The sequence below is a fragment of the Bacillus sp. B1-b2 genome, assembly GCF_009183415.1.
Lineage (GTDB): Bacteria > Bacillota > Bacilli > Bacillales > Cytobacillaceae > Niallia.
Map to the genome: position 1 here is coordinate 162,281 of NZ_WEHU01000008.1, position 14,197 is coordinate 176,477.

The 14,197-nt window shown below is 34.1% G+C and carries 13 protein-coding genes and 1 pseudogene; 2 read left to right on the top strand and 12 right to left on the bottom strand.

The features are described from left to right. Window positions 1-10: 10 nt before the first annotated feature. From yqfC to rpsU, 6 genes are all read right to left on the bottom strand, one after another. Window positions 11-295: a sporulation protein YqfC gene (yqfC, locus tag F9279_RS10105; protein WP_152112557.1), complete on the bottom strand. Its 285-nt coding sequence runs from the start codon at window positions 293-295 to the stop codon at window positions 11-13. A gap of 217 nt (window positions 296-512) precedes the next feature. After that, window positions 513-1,013: a hypothetical protein gene (locus F9279_RS10110; protein WP_152112560.1), complete on the bottom strand. Its 501-nt coding sequence runs from the start codon at window positions 1,011-1,013 to the stop codon at window positions 513-515. 23 nt (window positions 1,014-1,036) lie between these two features. Then, the gene (floA, locus tag F9279_RS10115) at window positions 1,037-2,035 is read right to left on the bottom strand and encodes a flotillin-like protein FloA (protein WP_152112562.1); all 999 of its coding nucleotides are present in this window, start codon (window positions 2,033-2,035) and stop codon (window positions 1,037-1,039) included. Next, window positions 2,035-3,318, bottom strand: coding sequence for an NfeD family protein (locus F9279_RS10120; RefSeq protein ID WP_152112662.1), 1,284 nt, complete (start codon window positions 3,316-3,318; stop codon window positions 2,035-2,037). The genes floA and F9279_RS10120 overlap by 1 nt, the downstream gene beginning before the upstream one ends. A 207-nt stretch (window positions 3,319-3,525) precedes the next feature. Beyond that, window positions 3,526-3,969 carry a GatB/YqeY domain-containing protein gene (locus F9279_RS10125; RefSeq protein WP_152112564.1) on the bottom strand — a complete coding sequence of 148 codons (444 nt, stop codon included), beginning with the start codon at window positions 3,967-3,969 and terminating at the stop codon, window positions 3,526-3,528. A 17-nt stretch (window positions 3,970-3,986) separates the two neighbouring features. Further along, window positions 3,987-4,160, bottom strand: a complete 174-nt coding sequence (gene rpsU / locus F9279_RS10130; protein WP_003152957.1) for a 30S ribosomal protein S21 — start codon at window positions 4,158-4,160, stop codon at window positions 3,987-3,989. A 324-nt stretch (window positions 4,161-4,484) separates the two neighbouring features. Here rpsU and F9279_RS10135 point away from each other — a divergent pair, with 324 nt between their 5' ends. Further along, entirely contained in the window at window positions 4,485-5,405 is a 921-nt protein-coding gene (locus tag F9279_RS10135; protein WP_152112566.1) for a Na/Pi symporter, read from the top strand. 101 nt (window positions 5,406-5,506) lie between these two features. Here F9279_RS10135 and F9279_RS10140 read toward each other — a convergent pair whose 3' ends face one another. Together F9279_RS10140 and F9279_RS10145 are read right to left on the bottom strand one after the other, a co-directional pair. Next, window positions 5,507-7,288, bottom strand: a complete 1,782-nt coding sequence (locus F9279_RS10140; protein ID WP_152112567.1) for an ABC transporter ATP-binding protein — start codon at window positions 7,286-7,288, stop codon at window positions 5,507-5,509. Then, a pseudogene (locus F9279_RS10145) lies at window positions 7,275-8,936 on the bottom strand (ABC transporter ATP-binding protein); the annotation flags it as partial. The pseudogene F9279_RS10145 and the gene F9279_RS10140, both read right to left, overlap by 14 nt. A gap of 373 nt (window positions 8,937-9,309) precedes the next feature. On the opposite strand from F9279_RS10145, the gene F9279_RS10150 reads away from it, so the two are divergent. Continuing rightward, a complete protein-coding gene (locus F9279_RS10150; RefSeq protein WP_152112572.1) occupies window positions 9,310-10,083 on the top strand; it encodes a helix-turn-helix domain-containing protein in 774 nt (257 codons plus the stop codon). Window positions 10,084-10,204: 121 nt separating this feature from the next. On the opposite strand, the gene deoC is transcribed toward F9279_RS10150, so the two are convergent. From deoC to prmA, 4 genes are all read right to left on the bottom strand, one after another. Further along, window positions 10,205-10,870, bottom strand: coding sequence for a deoxyribose-phosphate aldolase (gene deoC / locus F9279_RS10155; protein WP_193224531.1), 666 nt, complete (start codon window positions 10,868-10,870; stop codon window positions 10,205-10,207). Between the two features lie 167 nt (window positions 10,871-11,037). Next, on the bottom strand, window positions 11,038-12,390 hold the full coding sequence (mtaB, locus tag F9279_RS10160) for a tRNA (N(6)-L-threonylcarbamoyladenosine(37)-C(2))-methylthiotransferase MtaB (RefSeq protein ID WP_152112576.1): 1,353 nt from the start codon (window positions 12,388-12,390) through the stop codon (window positions 11,038-11,040). Between the two features lie 14 nt (window positions 12,391-12,404). After that, window positions 12,405-13,145, bottom strand: a complete 741-nt coding sequence (locus F9279_RS10165; RefSeq protein WP_152112578.1) for a 16S rRNA (uracil(1498)-N(3))-methyltransferase — start codon at window positions 13,143-13,145, stop codon at window positions 12,405-12,407. Window positions 13,146-13,234: 89 nt separating this feature from the next. Then, complete coding sequence (gene prmA / locus F9279_RS10170; protein WP_152112580.1) at window positions 13,235-14,176, bottom strand: 50S ribosomal protein L11 methyltransferase; 942 nt, start codon at window positions 14,174-14,176, stop codon at window positions 13,235-13,237. Between the last annotated feature and the right edge of the window lie 21 nt (window positions 14,177-14,197).

Sequence of the window (14,197 nt, forward strand, 5' to 3'; positions counted from 1 at the left end):
TCCTCCCAAATCACTCATTTATGTATAAAACCTGATCTATTTTCCCTTCTAACAATATTTCTTCTGGAAGAATCGTTTTTATCACAAAGCCTTTTCCTTTTATCAGTAACTGCCCTTGTTTAAGAAGCAATCTTAGCTCTTTATCTGAAAAGGTAAGTAATCCTCGATGATTTTCTACATAAATATGTATTTGACCAATCATGGTGATTCTAGGTAAGTCCATCATGACATCTTGAGGAAGTTCTAAGTTCTTATTCATCCAGTTCCGCAAGCTGTGTCCCCATTTTTTTGCCATAAAAAAAGAACCCCTTTCCATCTCTCATACGTAGACTCTTATTGAGACGGTAAACCTAAATACTGTTACTAACATCATATTCATGGAAGTGTACAATATGCCTAAGAAATGCTATTGCATCAGCAACTCAATGAAAAGAGATTACTTTAAGAAAAATAAAAAAAGCTATCACATCTACTTGAAAATAATCAAGTATCTTGTGATAGCTTTCTTACATTTAATTTGATTTTCTTGTCATTGATTTTCTATATGAATAATGTGGACTCTTTGCTCTCGGAGCAGAAAGCACTTCCGAAAAAACAATTGCTTCAACAGCATTATCTTTTGTAAATAAATTACTCTTGCTTGCTTCAGGGCTCGTATCAGCTACCTTACTATAAGAAAGTCGTTGTTGTTCAATTAATTTCAGCTTCTTTTTTAACCTTTCATTTTGCCTTTTTAAATCCTCTATTTCTTGTGAAGAAGTATCTTGCTTATTCTCCTCATTTCCAAGAAAAGAACGAATATTTTCTAAAGTAGAATTGTCCGTCTTTTCTAGTGTCTTAAAAGGATTATCAATAATAATCGGTGGCTTTTTAGGCTTTTCATTAGACTTTTGATTTAGCTCTTTACTTGGCTTTTGATTAGGCTTTTCATTTTGTTTCTTTTTCTTCTTTTCATTTTCCAAGTAAGAAAAGAGAAATCCGACAACTGCAATTATTATTCCAATAAACTCCAAGAAAAACTCACCTTCTTTTGGTTCTATTCATTGTCTTTGTTTTTTTGGTCATCAGATAATTTTCCGATTGAACCTCTCATTTCAGTATCTGCAGTAATATTTTGTAAATTCATATAATCCATTACTCCAATATTTCCTGAGCGTAGAGCATCTGACATAGCCATTGGTACTTCTGCTTCTGCTTCTACAACTTTTGCACGCATTTCTTGAACTTTCGCTTTCATTTCCTGTTCTTGTGCAACAGCCATTGCTCTTCTTTCTTCCGCTTTAGCTTGCGCAATTTTCTTATCAGCTTCCGCTTGCTCTGTTTGTAATTCTGCACCAATATTCTTACCTATATCAACATCGGCAATATCAATCGATAGAATTTCAAATGCTGTTCCAGCATCCAAACCTTTTCCTAATACGGTTTGTGAAATCATATCTGGGTTTTCCAACACTTTTTTATGATTCGTTGAAGAACCAATTGTTGAGACAATACCTTCCCCTACACGGGCTACAACTGTCTCTTCGCCAGCTCCACCAACTAATCGCTCAATATTTGCTCTAACTGTAATTCTTGCTTTTGCTTTTACCTCAATTCCATCCATCGCAACACCTGCAATAAATGGCGTTTCAATTACTTTAGGATTAACACTCATTTGTACAGCTTCTAAAACATCTCTTCCTGCTAAATCAATAGCTGCACAACGTTCAAATGATAGCTCAATATTTGCACGATGAGCTGCGATTAATGCGTTAACTACGCGATCGACATTACCACCAGCTAAATAGTGACTTTCTAATTGATTAATGGTTACATTTAAACCTGCTTTATGTGCTTTAATTAATGGATTAACAACTCGACTTGGAATAACCCTTCTTAATCTCATTCCAATTAATGTGAAAATACTGATTCTTACTCCAGCAGCTAATGCTGAAATCCATAGCATCACTGGAACAAATGTTAATAAAATCCCTACTAAAATGATGGCAAGAACAACCACCACAATCCAAAAAATTTCTATTCCTCCAACTAACATCAGTTATCCTCCTTTTGTATATCTATGCCTCTTTCTTCTCTTACGACTATCCGTGAACCTTCTACTTTAACAATTATTACTACTGCGTTTTTATCAATAAATCTTCCTTCACTCACTACATCAAGTCTTTCTTCCCCTACTACAACCATTCCTGCTGGACGTAATGCAGTTAAGGTTGTTCCAGTCTGACCAACTAAGTCATGTCGATTTGTATTTGATACATATCCACTTTCTGTATTTGTTGAATCTGTTAAGATCATTTTCTTAAAGAATCTCATCTTTTTACCAAACACCTTTACTAATAGAATAGATGCGATAATAGATACTGCCATCGCAATGAGAAGGCTGATTCCAACTACCATAATATTTCCGCTAGCTAAAAACATACTAGTAAATACAGCAACAATACCAAGAATTCCTGCTATTCCACCTACAACAAAGAATTCTAATATAATAAGCAGTACACCAATGACAAATAAGATAATACTCTCATAGCCTGCAAGGCCAGCTACTAAATGACCGTAGAAGAACAATAGTAAAGAAGAAATTCCTGCTAATCCTGGTAAACCAAAGCCTGGAGAATATAACTCAATAATGAGCCCTAAGCTTCCTATGGATAACAAAATAGGTATGACAATGGGATTTGTAACAAATCTTGCAACTTTGTCAGCAAAACTCTCATCTATATATTCTATGTTCGCTTCTTCCAGATTTAATTCTGTTAGTATATCTTCTACACTGCTTACCGTTCCTTCTGAATAGCCAACCGCCTTAGCCTCTGTGGAGGTTAAGGTTAAAAAAGTACCCGCTTCCTTCATTTCAGGGATTTCAATCGATTTATCTGCCATCGCCATTGCATAAATAGGATCTCTTCCATGTTTCTCTGCTGCCCCTTTCATAGCAGAAATCCAATACGATTGAGCTTTTTCATCTGCTGCATTTCCTTGACCATCAATTACTCCTGATGCGCCTATTCTACTGCCATCTGTCATATATATTTCATCTGTATTTAATGCAATATACGAACCTGCTGATATCGCATCTTGGTTGATGTAAGTAATGGTTTTAATATTTGTCTCTGAAATTCTTTTACCAATTTCAGTAGCAGCCTGAACATCGCCTCCAGGAGTATTCATTTCAAATATTATTGCAACTGCTTGATTATCCTCTGCTTCCGTGATGGCTCGATCAATAAATTCACTTAACCCTTTTTCAACTGTATCATTAATTGGAATAACATATACCTTCTCTTCATCATTAGCATAAATGATAGATGGAATCATTGATAGTAGAAGAAGACATAAAAGTGGAAATAACCATATTTTTTTTGTTAATCTCACATTCCCCCTCCTTCCTATGCTTAGTCTAATTGTATAGTATGTATACGTTTAATATTTCAATAAGTTTCATTTAATATTATCTTTTTTAAAAAACTTATAAATAAGTAAAAAGGCTACAGTGGTAACTGTAGCCTTTAAAACATTTGCGATTTATGAAAGGTGTTGTTGTACAAGTTTATTTACTAGTGAACCATCTGCTTTTCCTTTTACTTTAGGCATTAAAGCAGCCATCACTTTTCCCATTTCTTTCTTAGAAGTTGCTCCTGTTTCTGAAATTGTTTCTTTTACAATCTCAGAAAGCTTCTCTTCAGAAAGTTGCTCTGGCATATATATTTCAACATGCTGTAACTCCGCACGTACTTTGTCAACAAGATCTATACGACCTGCTTTTTCAAACTCATGGAGGGAGTCCTTGCGTTGTTTTACTTCGCGAGAAAGGACAGATAACTCGTCTTCTTCTGAAAGATCGCTACCAAGCTTAATTCCTTCATTTTGAAGGGAAGCTTTAATCATTCGAATAACAACTAGTTTATCTTTTTCTTTGTTTTTCATCGCTTGCTTCATATCATTGTTTAAGCGTTCGAGAAGACTCAATTTCGTTACACCCTCTCTTAGAACTTACGTTTTCTTGCTGCTTCTGATTTTTTCTTACGTTTCACACTTGGTTTCTCGTAGAATTCGCGCTTTCTAGCTTCCTGCAAAGTACCAGTTTTTGATACTGAACGTTTGAAGCGACGAAGAGCATCTTCAAGCGATTCGTTTTTACGAACGACGGTTTTAGACATTCTCTTTCCCTCCCTCCGAACACAACACACTAACATCAACATGGTTTCCATGTACCTTGACATTATATTATATCTAGGAAACAAGGTCAACTGTATTTAGCACAGTTGAAGCAAATGTTTTTAAAAATAGGTGCTAACATGATATTTTTACTGAATACATGTCATAAATACTTCGCTTATTCCCGTTTTTTCCCTATTAAAAAGTGTTTTAAACAGAAATTGATCATCTCATTTCATAAAAAATCACTTTTTGTGAAATTCTGTCTTTTATTCAGCATGTCCTCCTTTTCTTAGGCATAAAGTGAAATAAAGGGAGGAGCAAATATGATTTATATTCTATTGTTTTTAGTATTCATTCTTTTATTTATATATGGCATGACCTTGCTGAGAGCGGGATTATTTGATTTATCTTCTCAGTCCTTAAAGAAATGGCTAGGTAAAGTAACGGACAAGCCGTGGAAAGGGTTTTTGCTATCCATTTTCCTAACCGCCTTATTACAAAGTAGTTCTGCCGTAATGGTTTTAACGATTGGATTAATAGCTGCAAGAATCCTTACGTTCCCTCAATCTATAGGCATTATTCTTGGTACAAACATCGGAACCACATTTACAACAGAATTCATTACCTTTGATTTAAATAATTATTTACTTCCACTTGCGATTACTGGTGTATTGTGTATTTTAATTAATAAGAAAAAATTACGTAGTATCGGTTTTATATTCCTTGGTATTTCTATCGTTTTTACCACCATGAGAGGCTTTAACTATTTTGCAGAAATGCTAGAACAAAGCAGCTATGTTCAACCATTTTTTCTCCATCTTGCAGATCATCCTTTACTTGCTCTTTTTGTAGGTATTTGTGTTACAGCACTGATACAATCTAGTACTGCTACCATAGGAATGATGATGGGATTTTTACATGCGGATTTACTGCCAATAGAAATAGCTATCATCATCATGTTAGGTTCTAATATTGGTACATGTATTACCTCTTACATCGCTTCTTTAGGAACAGATAAAAGCGCTAAATTATGTGCTTATGCACATATTTGGCTAAATATCGGTGGAGTCATTTTTTTTCTTCCATTCATTCCTTATTTAGCAGATCTCGTTCAGTATATGACACTAGATAAAGATGTACAGCTAGCTCATGCAAGTTTAATCTTTAATATTATTTCCTCCATCATTGTTCTTCCCTTTGCAGAACGGTTTGGACAATTGATTATGAAAATACATAAATATTGATTGTAAACAAAAAACATCAATTAAGAAAATGAAACAGAAATCCCGAATTAGAGTGAATGATCATGTCTAATTCGGGATTTAATTTAGCATTAACTTTTATTCTACATTACCTGTAGTAAGTCATACTGCGACTGATAAAGATGATAATATAGACCCTTTTTCTCCATTAGTTCCGAATGTGTTCCTTTTTCTACTACTCTCCCACCATCTACGTAAAATATTTGGCTGCTGTTTTTAATAGTGGACAGTCGGTGGGCAATAATAAAAGAAGTCCTTCCTTTTAATAATTCTGTAATTCCTTCTTGAAGCAATTCTTCTGTTTTTGTATCAATACTACTAGTTGCTTCATCCAGTATTAAAATCTTTGGGTTAGCTAAAAGTGCTCTTGCAAAAGAAATTAATTGTCTCTGTCCTGCTGAAAGTGTACTTCCCCTTTCTTCTACAACGGTTTCATATCCATCTTTCAAATCCTTAATAAAATCATGTGCTCTTACTATTTTTGCCGCTTGAATAACTTCCTCTTTAGTAGCATCTAATTTTCCATAGCGAATATTATCAAGAATGGTACCCGAAAACACAAAAGTATCCTGAAGCATAACTCCCATCTGAGATCGCAGAGATTTTAACGTTACGTCTCGAATATCGATTCCATCTATTTTTACCTTTCCTTCATTCACATCATAAAACCTACTCAGTAAGTTAATGATAGTAGATTTTCCAGCACCAGTTGGACCAACTAATGCAATAGAGCTACCAGCTTTTATATCAAAGCTAACATCTGTTAATATGTTTTTACCTTCTTCATAGCGGAATGTCACCTTCTCAAAGCTTACATTTCCTTTTATGGTAGGCATCGAAATGGCTTTAGGATTATCTTTAATCTCTGGTTCAATATCTAAGGTCTCAAAGATTCTTTCTAAATAAGCAGAAGCTGTTATTAAAGCATTATAGAAATTCCCCATATTAATAACTGGATTCCAGAAGTTATTAACATATCCTATAAACGCAACTAATGTTCCAGTAGTAACCTCTACCCCAATTTGACGTATTCCAACAAAATAAATGAGACAGGTTGTCAACACAGAAATATTTTGCACTCCTGGCCATAATAAAAATTGAATCCCTACTGCCTTTAACCACGAAGTTCGTGTTTCATCACTTACTTCTTCAAAAATTTCAAAATTCTCTTTTTCCCTAGCAAAGGATTGAGTAATTTTGATACCAGCAATACTCTCATGTATATAGGCATTTAAATTTGATTGCTTATTACTTAAGATTTGATAGGCTTTACGCTGCATATTTTTAATAACCCATACTAAGACTCCAAGAATTGGTAGTAACGCAAGGCTATATAACGTTAGCTTTGCATCAATAGCAAACATAAAGACAAGTGTAATAACAACACTTAAAATATCAGAAATAAGATTAATTAATCCATTACTTAAAAGATCACTCAATGTATTAATATAATTTACTACTCTAATCAGAATCTTACCATGTGGGCGATTATCAAAATACGAGAAAGGTAGCTTTTGTAAATGCTGAAAGATATCTAATCGCATATCCTTTAATATATTCTGCCCTATATCTGTTATCCATTGAATACGATATCTCATACATATCCCTATAACAAAAAGAGAGAGTACAAAGAGAATACTAATAAAAATTAGCGATTGTACATCTTTCTCCGGAATAATCTCATCAATAGCTATCTTAGTAAAATACGGACCAAGCATACTTGCAGCATTTGCTATAAGAATAAGGATTAAGGTAACAAATAATGATTTTTTATATGGTTTAATATAACCACCAATTCGCTTAAAATGACTCCAGTTAAATTCCGTTTCTAATTCTTCATCTACATTAAATTTATTGCGGGCCAATTGTTGCTCCCCCTTCTTCCTGTTCTTGCAATCCAAGTTGTCTACGATAAACATCATAATAAATCCCTTTTCTTGCAACTAATTCTTGATGAGTTCCTCTTTCTTTCACTTCTCCCTTATCTAAAACTAAGATAAAATCTGCATCTCTAACTGAGGAAATTCGATGTGCAATAATAAAAGTCGTCTTATTTTTCGTTAACTCGTTTAGCTCTTTTTGTATTTTACTTTCCGTCTCCATGTCTACAGCAGAAGTAGTGTCATCTAAGATTAAGATAGATGGATCTTTCGCTAAGGCTCTTGCTAAGGATATACGCTGCTTTTGCCCGCCTGATAGACCTACTCCACGCTCTCCTACGATTGTATGATACCCTTCTGGCATTCTAGTAATAAATGTATGAGCATCAGCTATTTGAGCAACTCGTTGAATTTGATCCGTTTGAAGAAATGGATTCCCAAAAGCTATATTTTCTTCTATCGTGTTAGAAAATAGAAAAACGTCCTGCATTACCATAGATATTTGATTTCTTAGCTTCCTAACAGGCCATTCTTTAGCATCTGTTTGATCGATTAACACTCTACCTTCAGTAGGGTCATAAAACCTTGCTATTAGATTGACAAGGGTGGATTTACCTGAACCAGTTTCTCCAAGAATTCCAACAGTTTGCCCTGGAGACACTTGAAAAGAAACATTCTTCAAAATAGGGGTCTTTGGGTCATCTGAAAAGGCAAAGGACACATTATCAAATGTAACAAAGCCTTTAATTTCTTTAGTAGGATCACGTTCCTCTACTGCTATTTGCGGCTCTGTTTGAAGCAAATTTCGAATTTTAACACAAGATGCATTAAATCGTTGAACATCATTAATGAGCCACCCACTCATTCTCATAGGTACATTCAAAAGCCACATAAACCCGTTGAATGCAACTAGGTCACCAATAGACATACTACCATCCATTACGAAATATCCGCCTAACACTAAAGTAATAACACTTAATACCCCTGCAAAACCATCTAACCACGGTAGATATTTTTTCGATACATCTGCTGAATCAATATTTCTTTTCCGATAATCCTTGTTAAAGGAATTAAATTTTTCAATTTCATACTCTTCACGAGAAAATGCTTTTACCACACGATTTCCACTGATATTTTCTTCTACCATAGAATTTAGTCTAGAGAAACTTTCTCGAATTTCAAAAAAAACTGGATGTGCCTCATTAGACATCTTTTTTGTAAACACAAATATAAATGGAGTTACAATAATTAATGCAATGGTTAAGCGCCAATCAATACTAGACATTACGATAATGGCAACTAAAAACCAAATAACACATTCTGCTATGTTGTAACAAACCCATGAAACAAAATGACGGATTGCGTCCATATCCCCTGTCATTCTAGCCATTATATCTCCCACTCGATGATGATTAAAAAAGTCAAAGTCAAGCTCTTGTAATTTTTCATACATTCTCTGTCTAATATCAAATTGCGCATCCTGACCTACTCGTTCGTACATCATTTGGTATATATAACGTGTAACTGTACGTATGAAATTCACACCAATCATTGTTAACAAAATAGGAATTAATAAAGAGAGTTGATTATCTCCGATTACATCATCAATTAATACTCCACTCAATAGAGGAATAAGAACCACTAATATAGAATTTAGCAATAAGATACAAGATGCTATTACTACTTTCTTTTTATTTCTTTGTACATAACTCCAAATCCATTGGTAATTATTCAATAGGTATCTACACACTTTCTATTTAAATTTAAATAGGATATTATTATTTATGACTGACCATATACATGAAAAGAAGAACGAGCTAACTAAGTAAATCCCTTATTTTTATTCCAAATCATATCTATCTCTCCATTCTTCCAATTTCTATCCATAATGGTACCTCTCTTTTCATTTTTTTATCTCAGATTTATTTTAGTCATCTATGTTTGACGTAACTAGCACTTAAATTGTATAATTGTGGACAAAATTTGACTTGTAAGGAGTTAAACAAATGCTTTTTTATCAATCCAATTATTTTGGAAACAATGGTGATTTTGACCGTATCTCTGCATATAGACCTCAAAATTTTCCTCATTTCCACAGAAGCTTAGAGCTAATTATGGTGAATGAAGGAGAATTAGATGTTACTATTCAGGACAAAACATATCGCCTCCAAGAAAATGAATGCGCTTTAATTTTATCCAATCAAATTCATAGCTTACAAAGCTTTCAAGAGAACCATGCTTGGATTTATGTTTTTTCTCCCGAATTTGTTAATCAATTTTACCAACTTAGTAAAAATAAAATATTACTCCATCCTGTTTTTCGTTTGTCCCCTCCCTTACAGGAGTTAACTAACACTATCTTGGTTAAAAATGAATCTACTTTATTTGCGAAGAAAGGAGTATTTTATTTAATTTGTGATGAATTACTAAAACAAACTGTATTAGAAGAAGAAGCGAAAAGAGAAGATTATCTGCTTCATGATTTATTGAATTATATACAAAATCATTTTACAGAGGAGCTTTCATTAAAGGATTTAGCACAGCAGTTTGGTTATGATTATTCGTATTTATCAAGATTTTTTACAAAAGTACTCAAAGTTTCATTTGTTGAATTTTTGAATGGCCATCGAATTACGTTAGCTGCACAGCTTCTAAGAACTACTGATGCTAAAATCACAGAAATTGCAGAAAAAGTAGGCTATCAACATATCAGAAGCTTTAATCGTAACTTTGAGAAGATGATGAGTGTAACACCTAGTAATTATCGAAAAGCTAATTAATAAAATAGGCACTAATACATAGTAATATTCTTAATATTATCATAAAAATGATATCATTCCTCATCAAAAAAACCTTAAGTAACAACGATAAACGCTGTACTTAAGGTTTTACTACGTTCTATTAGTAATCACTATTACTAGTTAGACCATTTACAATGGCAACACCAGAGCTTGCACCAATTCTAGTTGCTCCAGCTTCGACCATTTTTTCTGTATCTTCACTGCTTCTTACACCACCAGATGCTTTAACACCGATATCAGGTCCTACTGTCTTTCTCATTAGAGCAATGTCTTCTACAGTAGCTCCACCAGTGGAGAAACCAGTTGAAGTTTTTACAAAGTCAGTTCCTGCTTCTACAGCTAGCTTACATGCAATCTCTTTTTCTTCATCATTCAGAAGACTTGTTTCAATAATAACTTTTGTTAAAGCCTTCCCTTTAGCTGCTTCTACTACAGCTTTAATATCTTCTCTTACTAAATCATAATTCTTATCCTTCAATGCACCAATGTTAATAACCATATCAACTTCAGTAACACCGTTTTTAATAGCATCTTCTGTTTCGAAAGCTTTTGTAGTTGAAGTAGTTGCTCCTAATGGGAACCCAATAACGGTACATACTTTTACTTCCGTTCCCGCTAATAGTTCACTCGCTAGTTTAACCCAAGTTGGATTTACACAAACGGATGCAAAGTTATATGTTTTTGCTTCTTCACAAATGGTAATGATTTGATCTTTTTGAGCATCTGCTTTTAATAGTGTATGGTCAATCATTTTTGCAATATTCATGGGAATTCTCCTTTAGTATGAGAGTATTTTTTTACTTTATGTAAAACTACAAAAGTGTCAGATAGAAAGTAGCTATTTAGCTTTTCCGTGACACTTTTGCTTAGGTGGCACTTCTTCAAATTAATATTTTTGCTATTAAATAGGATTTATTTTATTTATACTTCTTCTTAAGACACAACTGCTTCTTGCTCTTCTACTTCATCTAAGACACGGACAAATTGTCCTTCATTAACTGGATAGCCTGCTTTAGTAATTTTTACTTTGACAATCTTTCCAACCATGTCTTCTGTCCCAGGGAAAACTACTTTTAAGTAATTATCTGTATATCCAACATATAGCTTGTCATTCCCAGATTCTTTATATAACTCTTCTGGAATAACCTCTACTACTTCTCCATCATAAGTTGAAGCATATTCTTTTGCTAACTGATCAGATAGAGCAATTAAACGATGAACTCTTTCATTCTTTACTTCTTCATCGATTTGATTATCCATTCTTGCTGCAGGTGTACCTGTTCTCTTTGAATAAGGGAATACATGCAGCTCTGAAAACTTATGATCTTTAATAAAATTATAAGTTTCCATAAATTCTTCCTCTGTTTCGCCAGGGAAACCAACAATAACGTCAGATGTAATGGCTAGACCTGGTAAAGCTGATTTCAAACGAGTAATTCTTTCAGCAAAAAATTCCATTGTATATTTTCTTCGCATTCTTTTTAATACAGTATCTGATCCAGATTGTATAGGAATATGAAGATGATTTACTACTATTTTTGATTTGTCTAAAACTTCAATTACTTCGTCCGTAATTTGACTTGCTTCAATGGAAGAAATACGCAGACGTTTTAATCCTTTAACTTGTGTTTCAAGATCACGAAGTAAGTTAGCTAGATTATAATCTTTCATATCTGAACCATAGCCACCTGTATGAATTCCTGTTAATACGATTTCTTTGTAACCTGCATCTACAAGCTGTTGTGCTTGTCTAATAACTTCTTGTGGTTCTCTTGAACGCATTAATCCTCTTGCCCACGGAATAATACAGAAAGTACAGAAGTTATTGCATCCTTCTTGTATCTTAAGGGAAGCTCTTGTTCTATCTGTAAAGGATGGAACATCTAATTCTTCATAAACACGATTTTTCATAATATTTCCAACCGCATTAATTGGCTGTCTTTCTTGCTTATATTGTTCAATATACTCAAGCATTTTCACGCGATCTTGCGTACCGACTACAATATCCACACCAGGTATTGCCATAATTTCAGCTGGTGATGTTTGAGCATAGCACCCTGTTACACATATAACAGCATCAGGATTTCTTCTAACAGCTCGTCTAATGACCTGACGGCTTTTCTTATCTCCTGTATTTGTTACTGTGCAAGTATTAATAACATATACATCAGACTGGTGCTCATATTCTACTCGCTCATAGCCACTTTGTTTAAATAATTGCCAGATAGCTTCCGTTTCATAGTGATTAACTTTACATCCTAATGTGTGAAAAGCAACTGTTGGCATGTTTCATCACTCCATTACTTTAATTCAAAATGATAGGAAACAGCAGATAATAAATACAACGGTGCTGTCTCTGTTCTTAATATTCTTGGACCTAAACCACATACTGTAAATCCATGTTTCGTTAATAAATCAATTTCCTTTTCGCCTATTCCGCCCTCAGGACCGAAAACAGCGAGTAGCGATTGACCTTTTTTCATCCCATTTAATGATTTTACTAAATTGGCTGACTCTCCAAGCTTTGCTTCTTCTTCGTATGCAATAATTTTCATATCATAGCCTTCAGCGTACTGAATAAGTTCTTGTAATTTAACTGGTGCACAAACCTCAGGGACCTTTGTTCGATGAGATTGTTCGGCTGCTTCTTTCGCTATTTTATTCCAGCGATTTAGCTTCTTATCCCCTTTTTTCTCATCCCATTTAACAACAGAGCGAGCTGCTATAAAAGGGATAAACTTATTTGCTCCAAGCTCCGTACCTTTTTGGATAATCCATTCAAGCTTATCCCCTTTTGGCAGTCCGCTCACAATAGATACATGAATAGGAAGTTCTATTTCCTCTTCCAACCATTGTACCACTTTTGCATTCACTTGGTTTTCGGTAATATTTTCTATTGTACAACGTGCTACTTGTTGGGCGTTGTTTACACAATATATTTCATTTCCTTCAACCATACGCATGACACGGACAATATGGTGATAGTCATCGTCTTTTATGATAAAACTATTTCCTACATTATTAGCAAAATACCGTTGCAATAGATATACCTACTTTCCTTATAAACAATAGAGAAGGAAGAATCGTTAAACGAGACTTCCTAATTCTTCCTCCTCTGTTAAACTGTTCATTAGTTGACTTTTTTAGCAGTTATACTTACCCAATCTTCCATTTGAACTGTTTCAATTATTTCAAGACCTGAAGCAATAATCGCTTCTTTTACTTCTTCTTTTTTCTGAAGTATGATTCCAGATGCAATAAAATGACCATCCTTGTTTAAAAGCCTTGCTACGTCATCTGTAAACCTTAGAATCACTTCAGCTAGGATATTCGCAACAATAACATCAGCTTGCTCTGTAATACCATTAAGAAGATTATTTTGACTAACAGTGGTAACTTCATGTACTTTATTCAACTTGATATTCAATTTAGCTGATTTTACTGCAACCTCATCTAAATCAAGTGCTGTAACGGATCTTGAACCAAGCATCGCAGCAGCAATACTCAATACACCTGATCCTGTACCAACGTCAATAACAGCATCTCCTTTTTTTACTATTCTTTCCAAAGCTTGGATACATAATACAGTCGTTGGGTGTGTTCCCGTTCCGAATGCCATTCCTGGGTCTAATTCTATAATTAATTCATCTGAATTTACAGGCTCGTAGTTCTCCCAAGTTGGAACAATTGTAAATTTCTCCGAGATTTTTACTGGATGATAGTACTTTTTCCATGCTGTTGCCCACTCTTCTTCATTTACTTCCATAATGGAAACCTTATTTAATCCGATATCAATATTAAATAATACAAGATTATTAATATTTTCCTTTATCGCATCAACTGTTTCACCTAAGAAGCTATTTATCGGTAAATAAGCTTTTACTAAAACTCCTTCTTCAGGATAATCATCAGGATTAAGTTGGTAGATTTCGCCGAACTGGTCTTCTCTTTCCTTTGATAATTCATATGGGTCTTCAATGACTACCCCACTAGCACCTGCTTCATGTAAAATATTTGAAATAGGTTCAATTGCTTCATTTGTTGTATGAATCGTAATTTCTGACCATTTCATTTTCTACCAACTCCTTTAATG

Bases quoted from the DNA above. Each gene is read 5' to 3' on its own strand.
- floA (WP_152112562.1), bottom strand. From the start codon at position 2,035: ATGTTAGTTGGAGGAATAGAAATTTTTTGGATTGTGGTGGTTGTTCTT.
- mtaB (WP_152112576.1), bottom strand. From the start codon at position 12,390: ATGCCAACAGTTGCTTTTCACACATTAGGATGTAAAGTTAATCACTAT.
- deoC (WP_193224531.1), bottom strand. From the start codon at position 10,870: ATGAATATTGCAAAAATGATTGACCATACACTATTAAAAGCAGATGCT.
- prmA (WP_152112580.1), bottom strand. From the start codon at position 14,176: ATGAAATGGTCAGAAATTACGATTCATACAACAAATGAAGCAATTGAA.
- rpsU (WP_003152957.1), bottom strand. From the start codon at position 4,160: ATGTCTAAAACCGTCGTTCGTAAAAACGAATCGCTTGAAGATGCTCTT.
- yqfC (WP_152112557.1), bottom strand. From the start codon at position 295: ATGGCAAAAAAATGGGGACACAGCTTGCGGAACTGGATGAATAAGAAC.
- F9279_RS10135 (WP_152112566.1), top strand. From the start codon at position 4,485: ATGATTTATATTCTATTGTTTTTAGTATTCATTCTTTTATTTATATAT.
- F9279_RS10150 (WP_152112572.1), top strand. From the start codon at position 9,310: ATGCTTTTTTATCAATCCAATTATTTTGGAAACAATGGTGATTTTGAC.
- F9279_RS10120 (WP_152112662.1), bottom strand. From the start codon at position 3,318: ATGATTCCATCTATCATTTATGCTAATGATGAAGAGAAGGTATATGTT.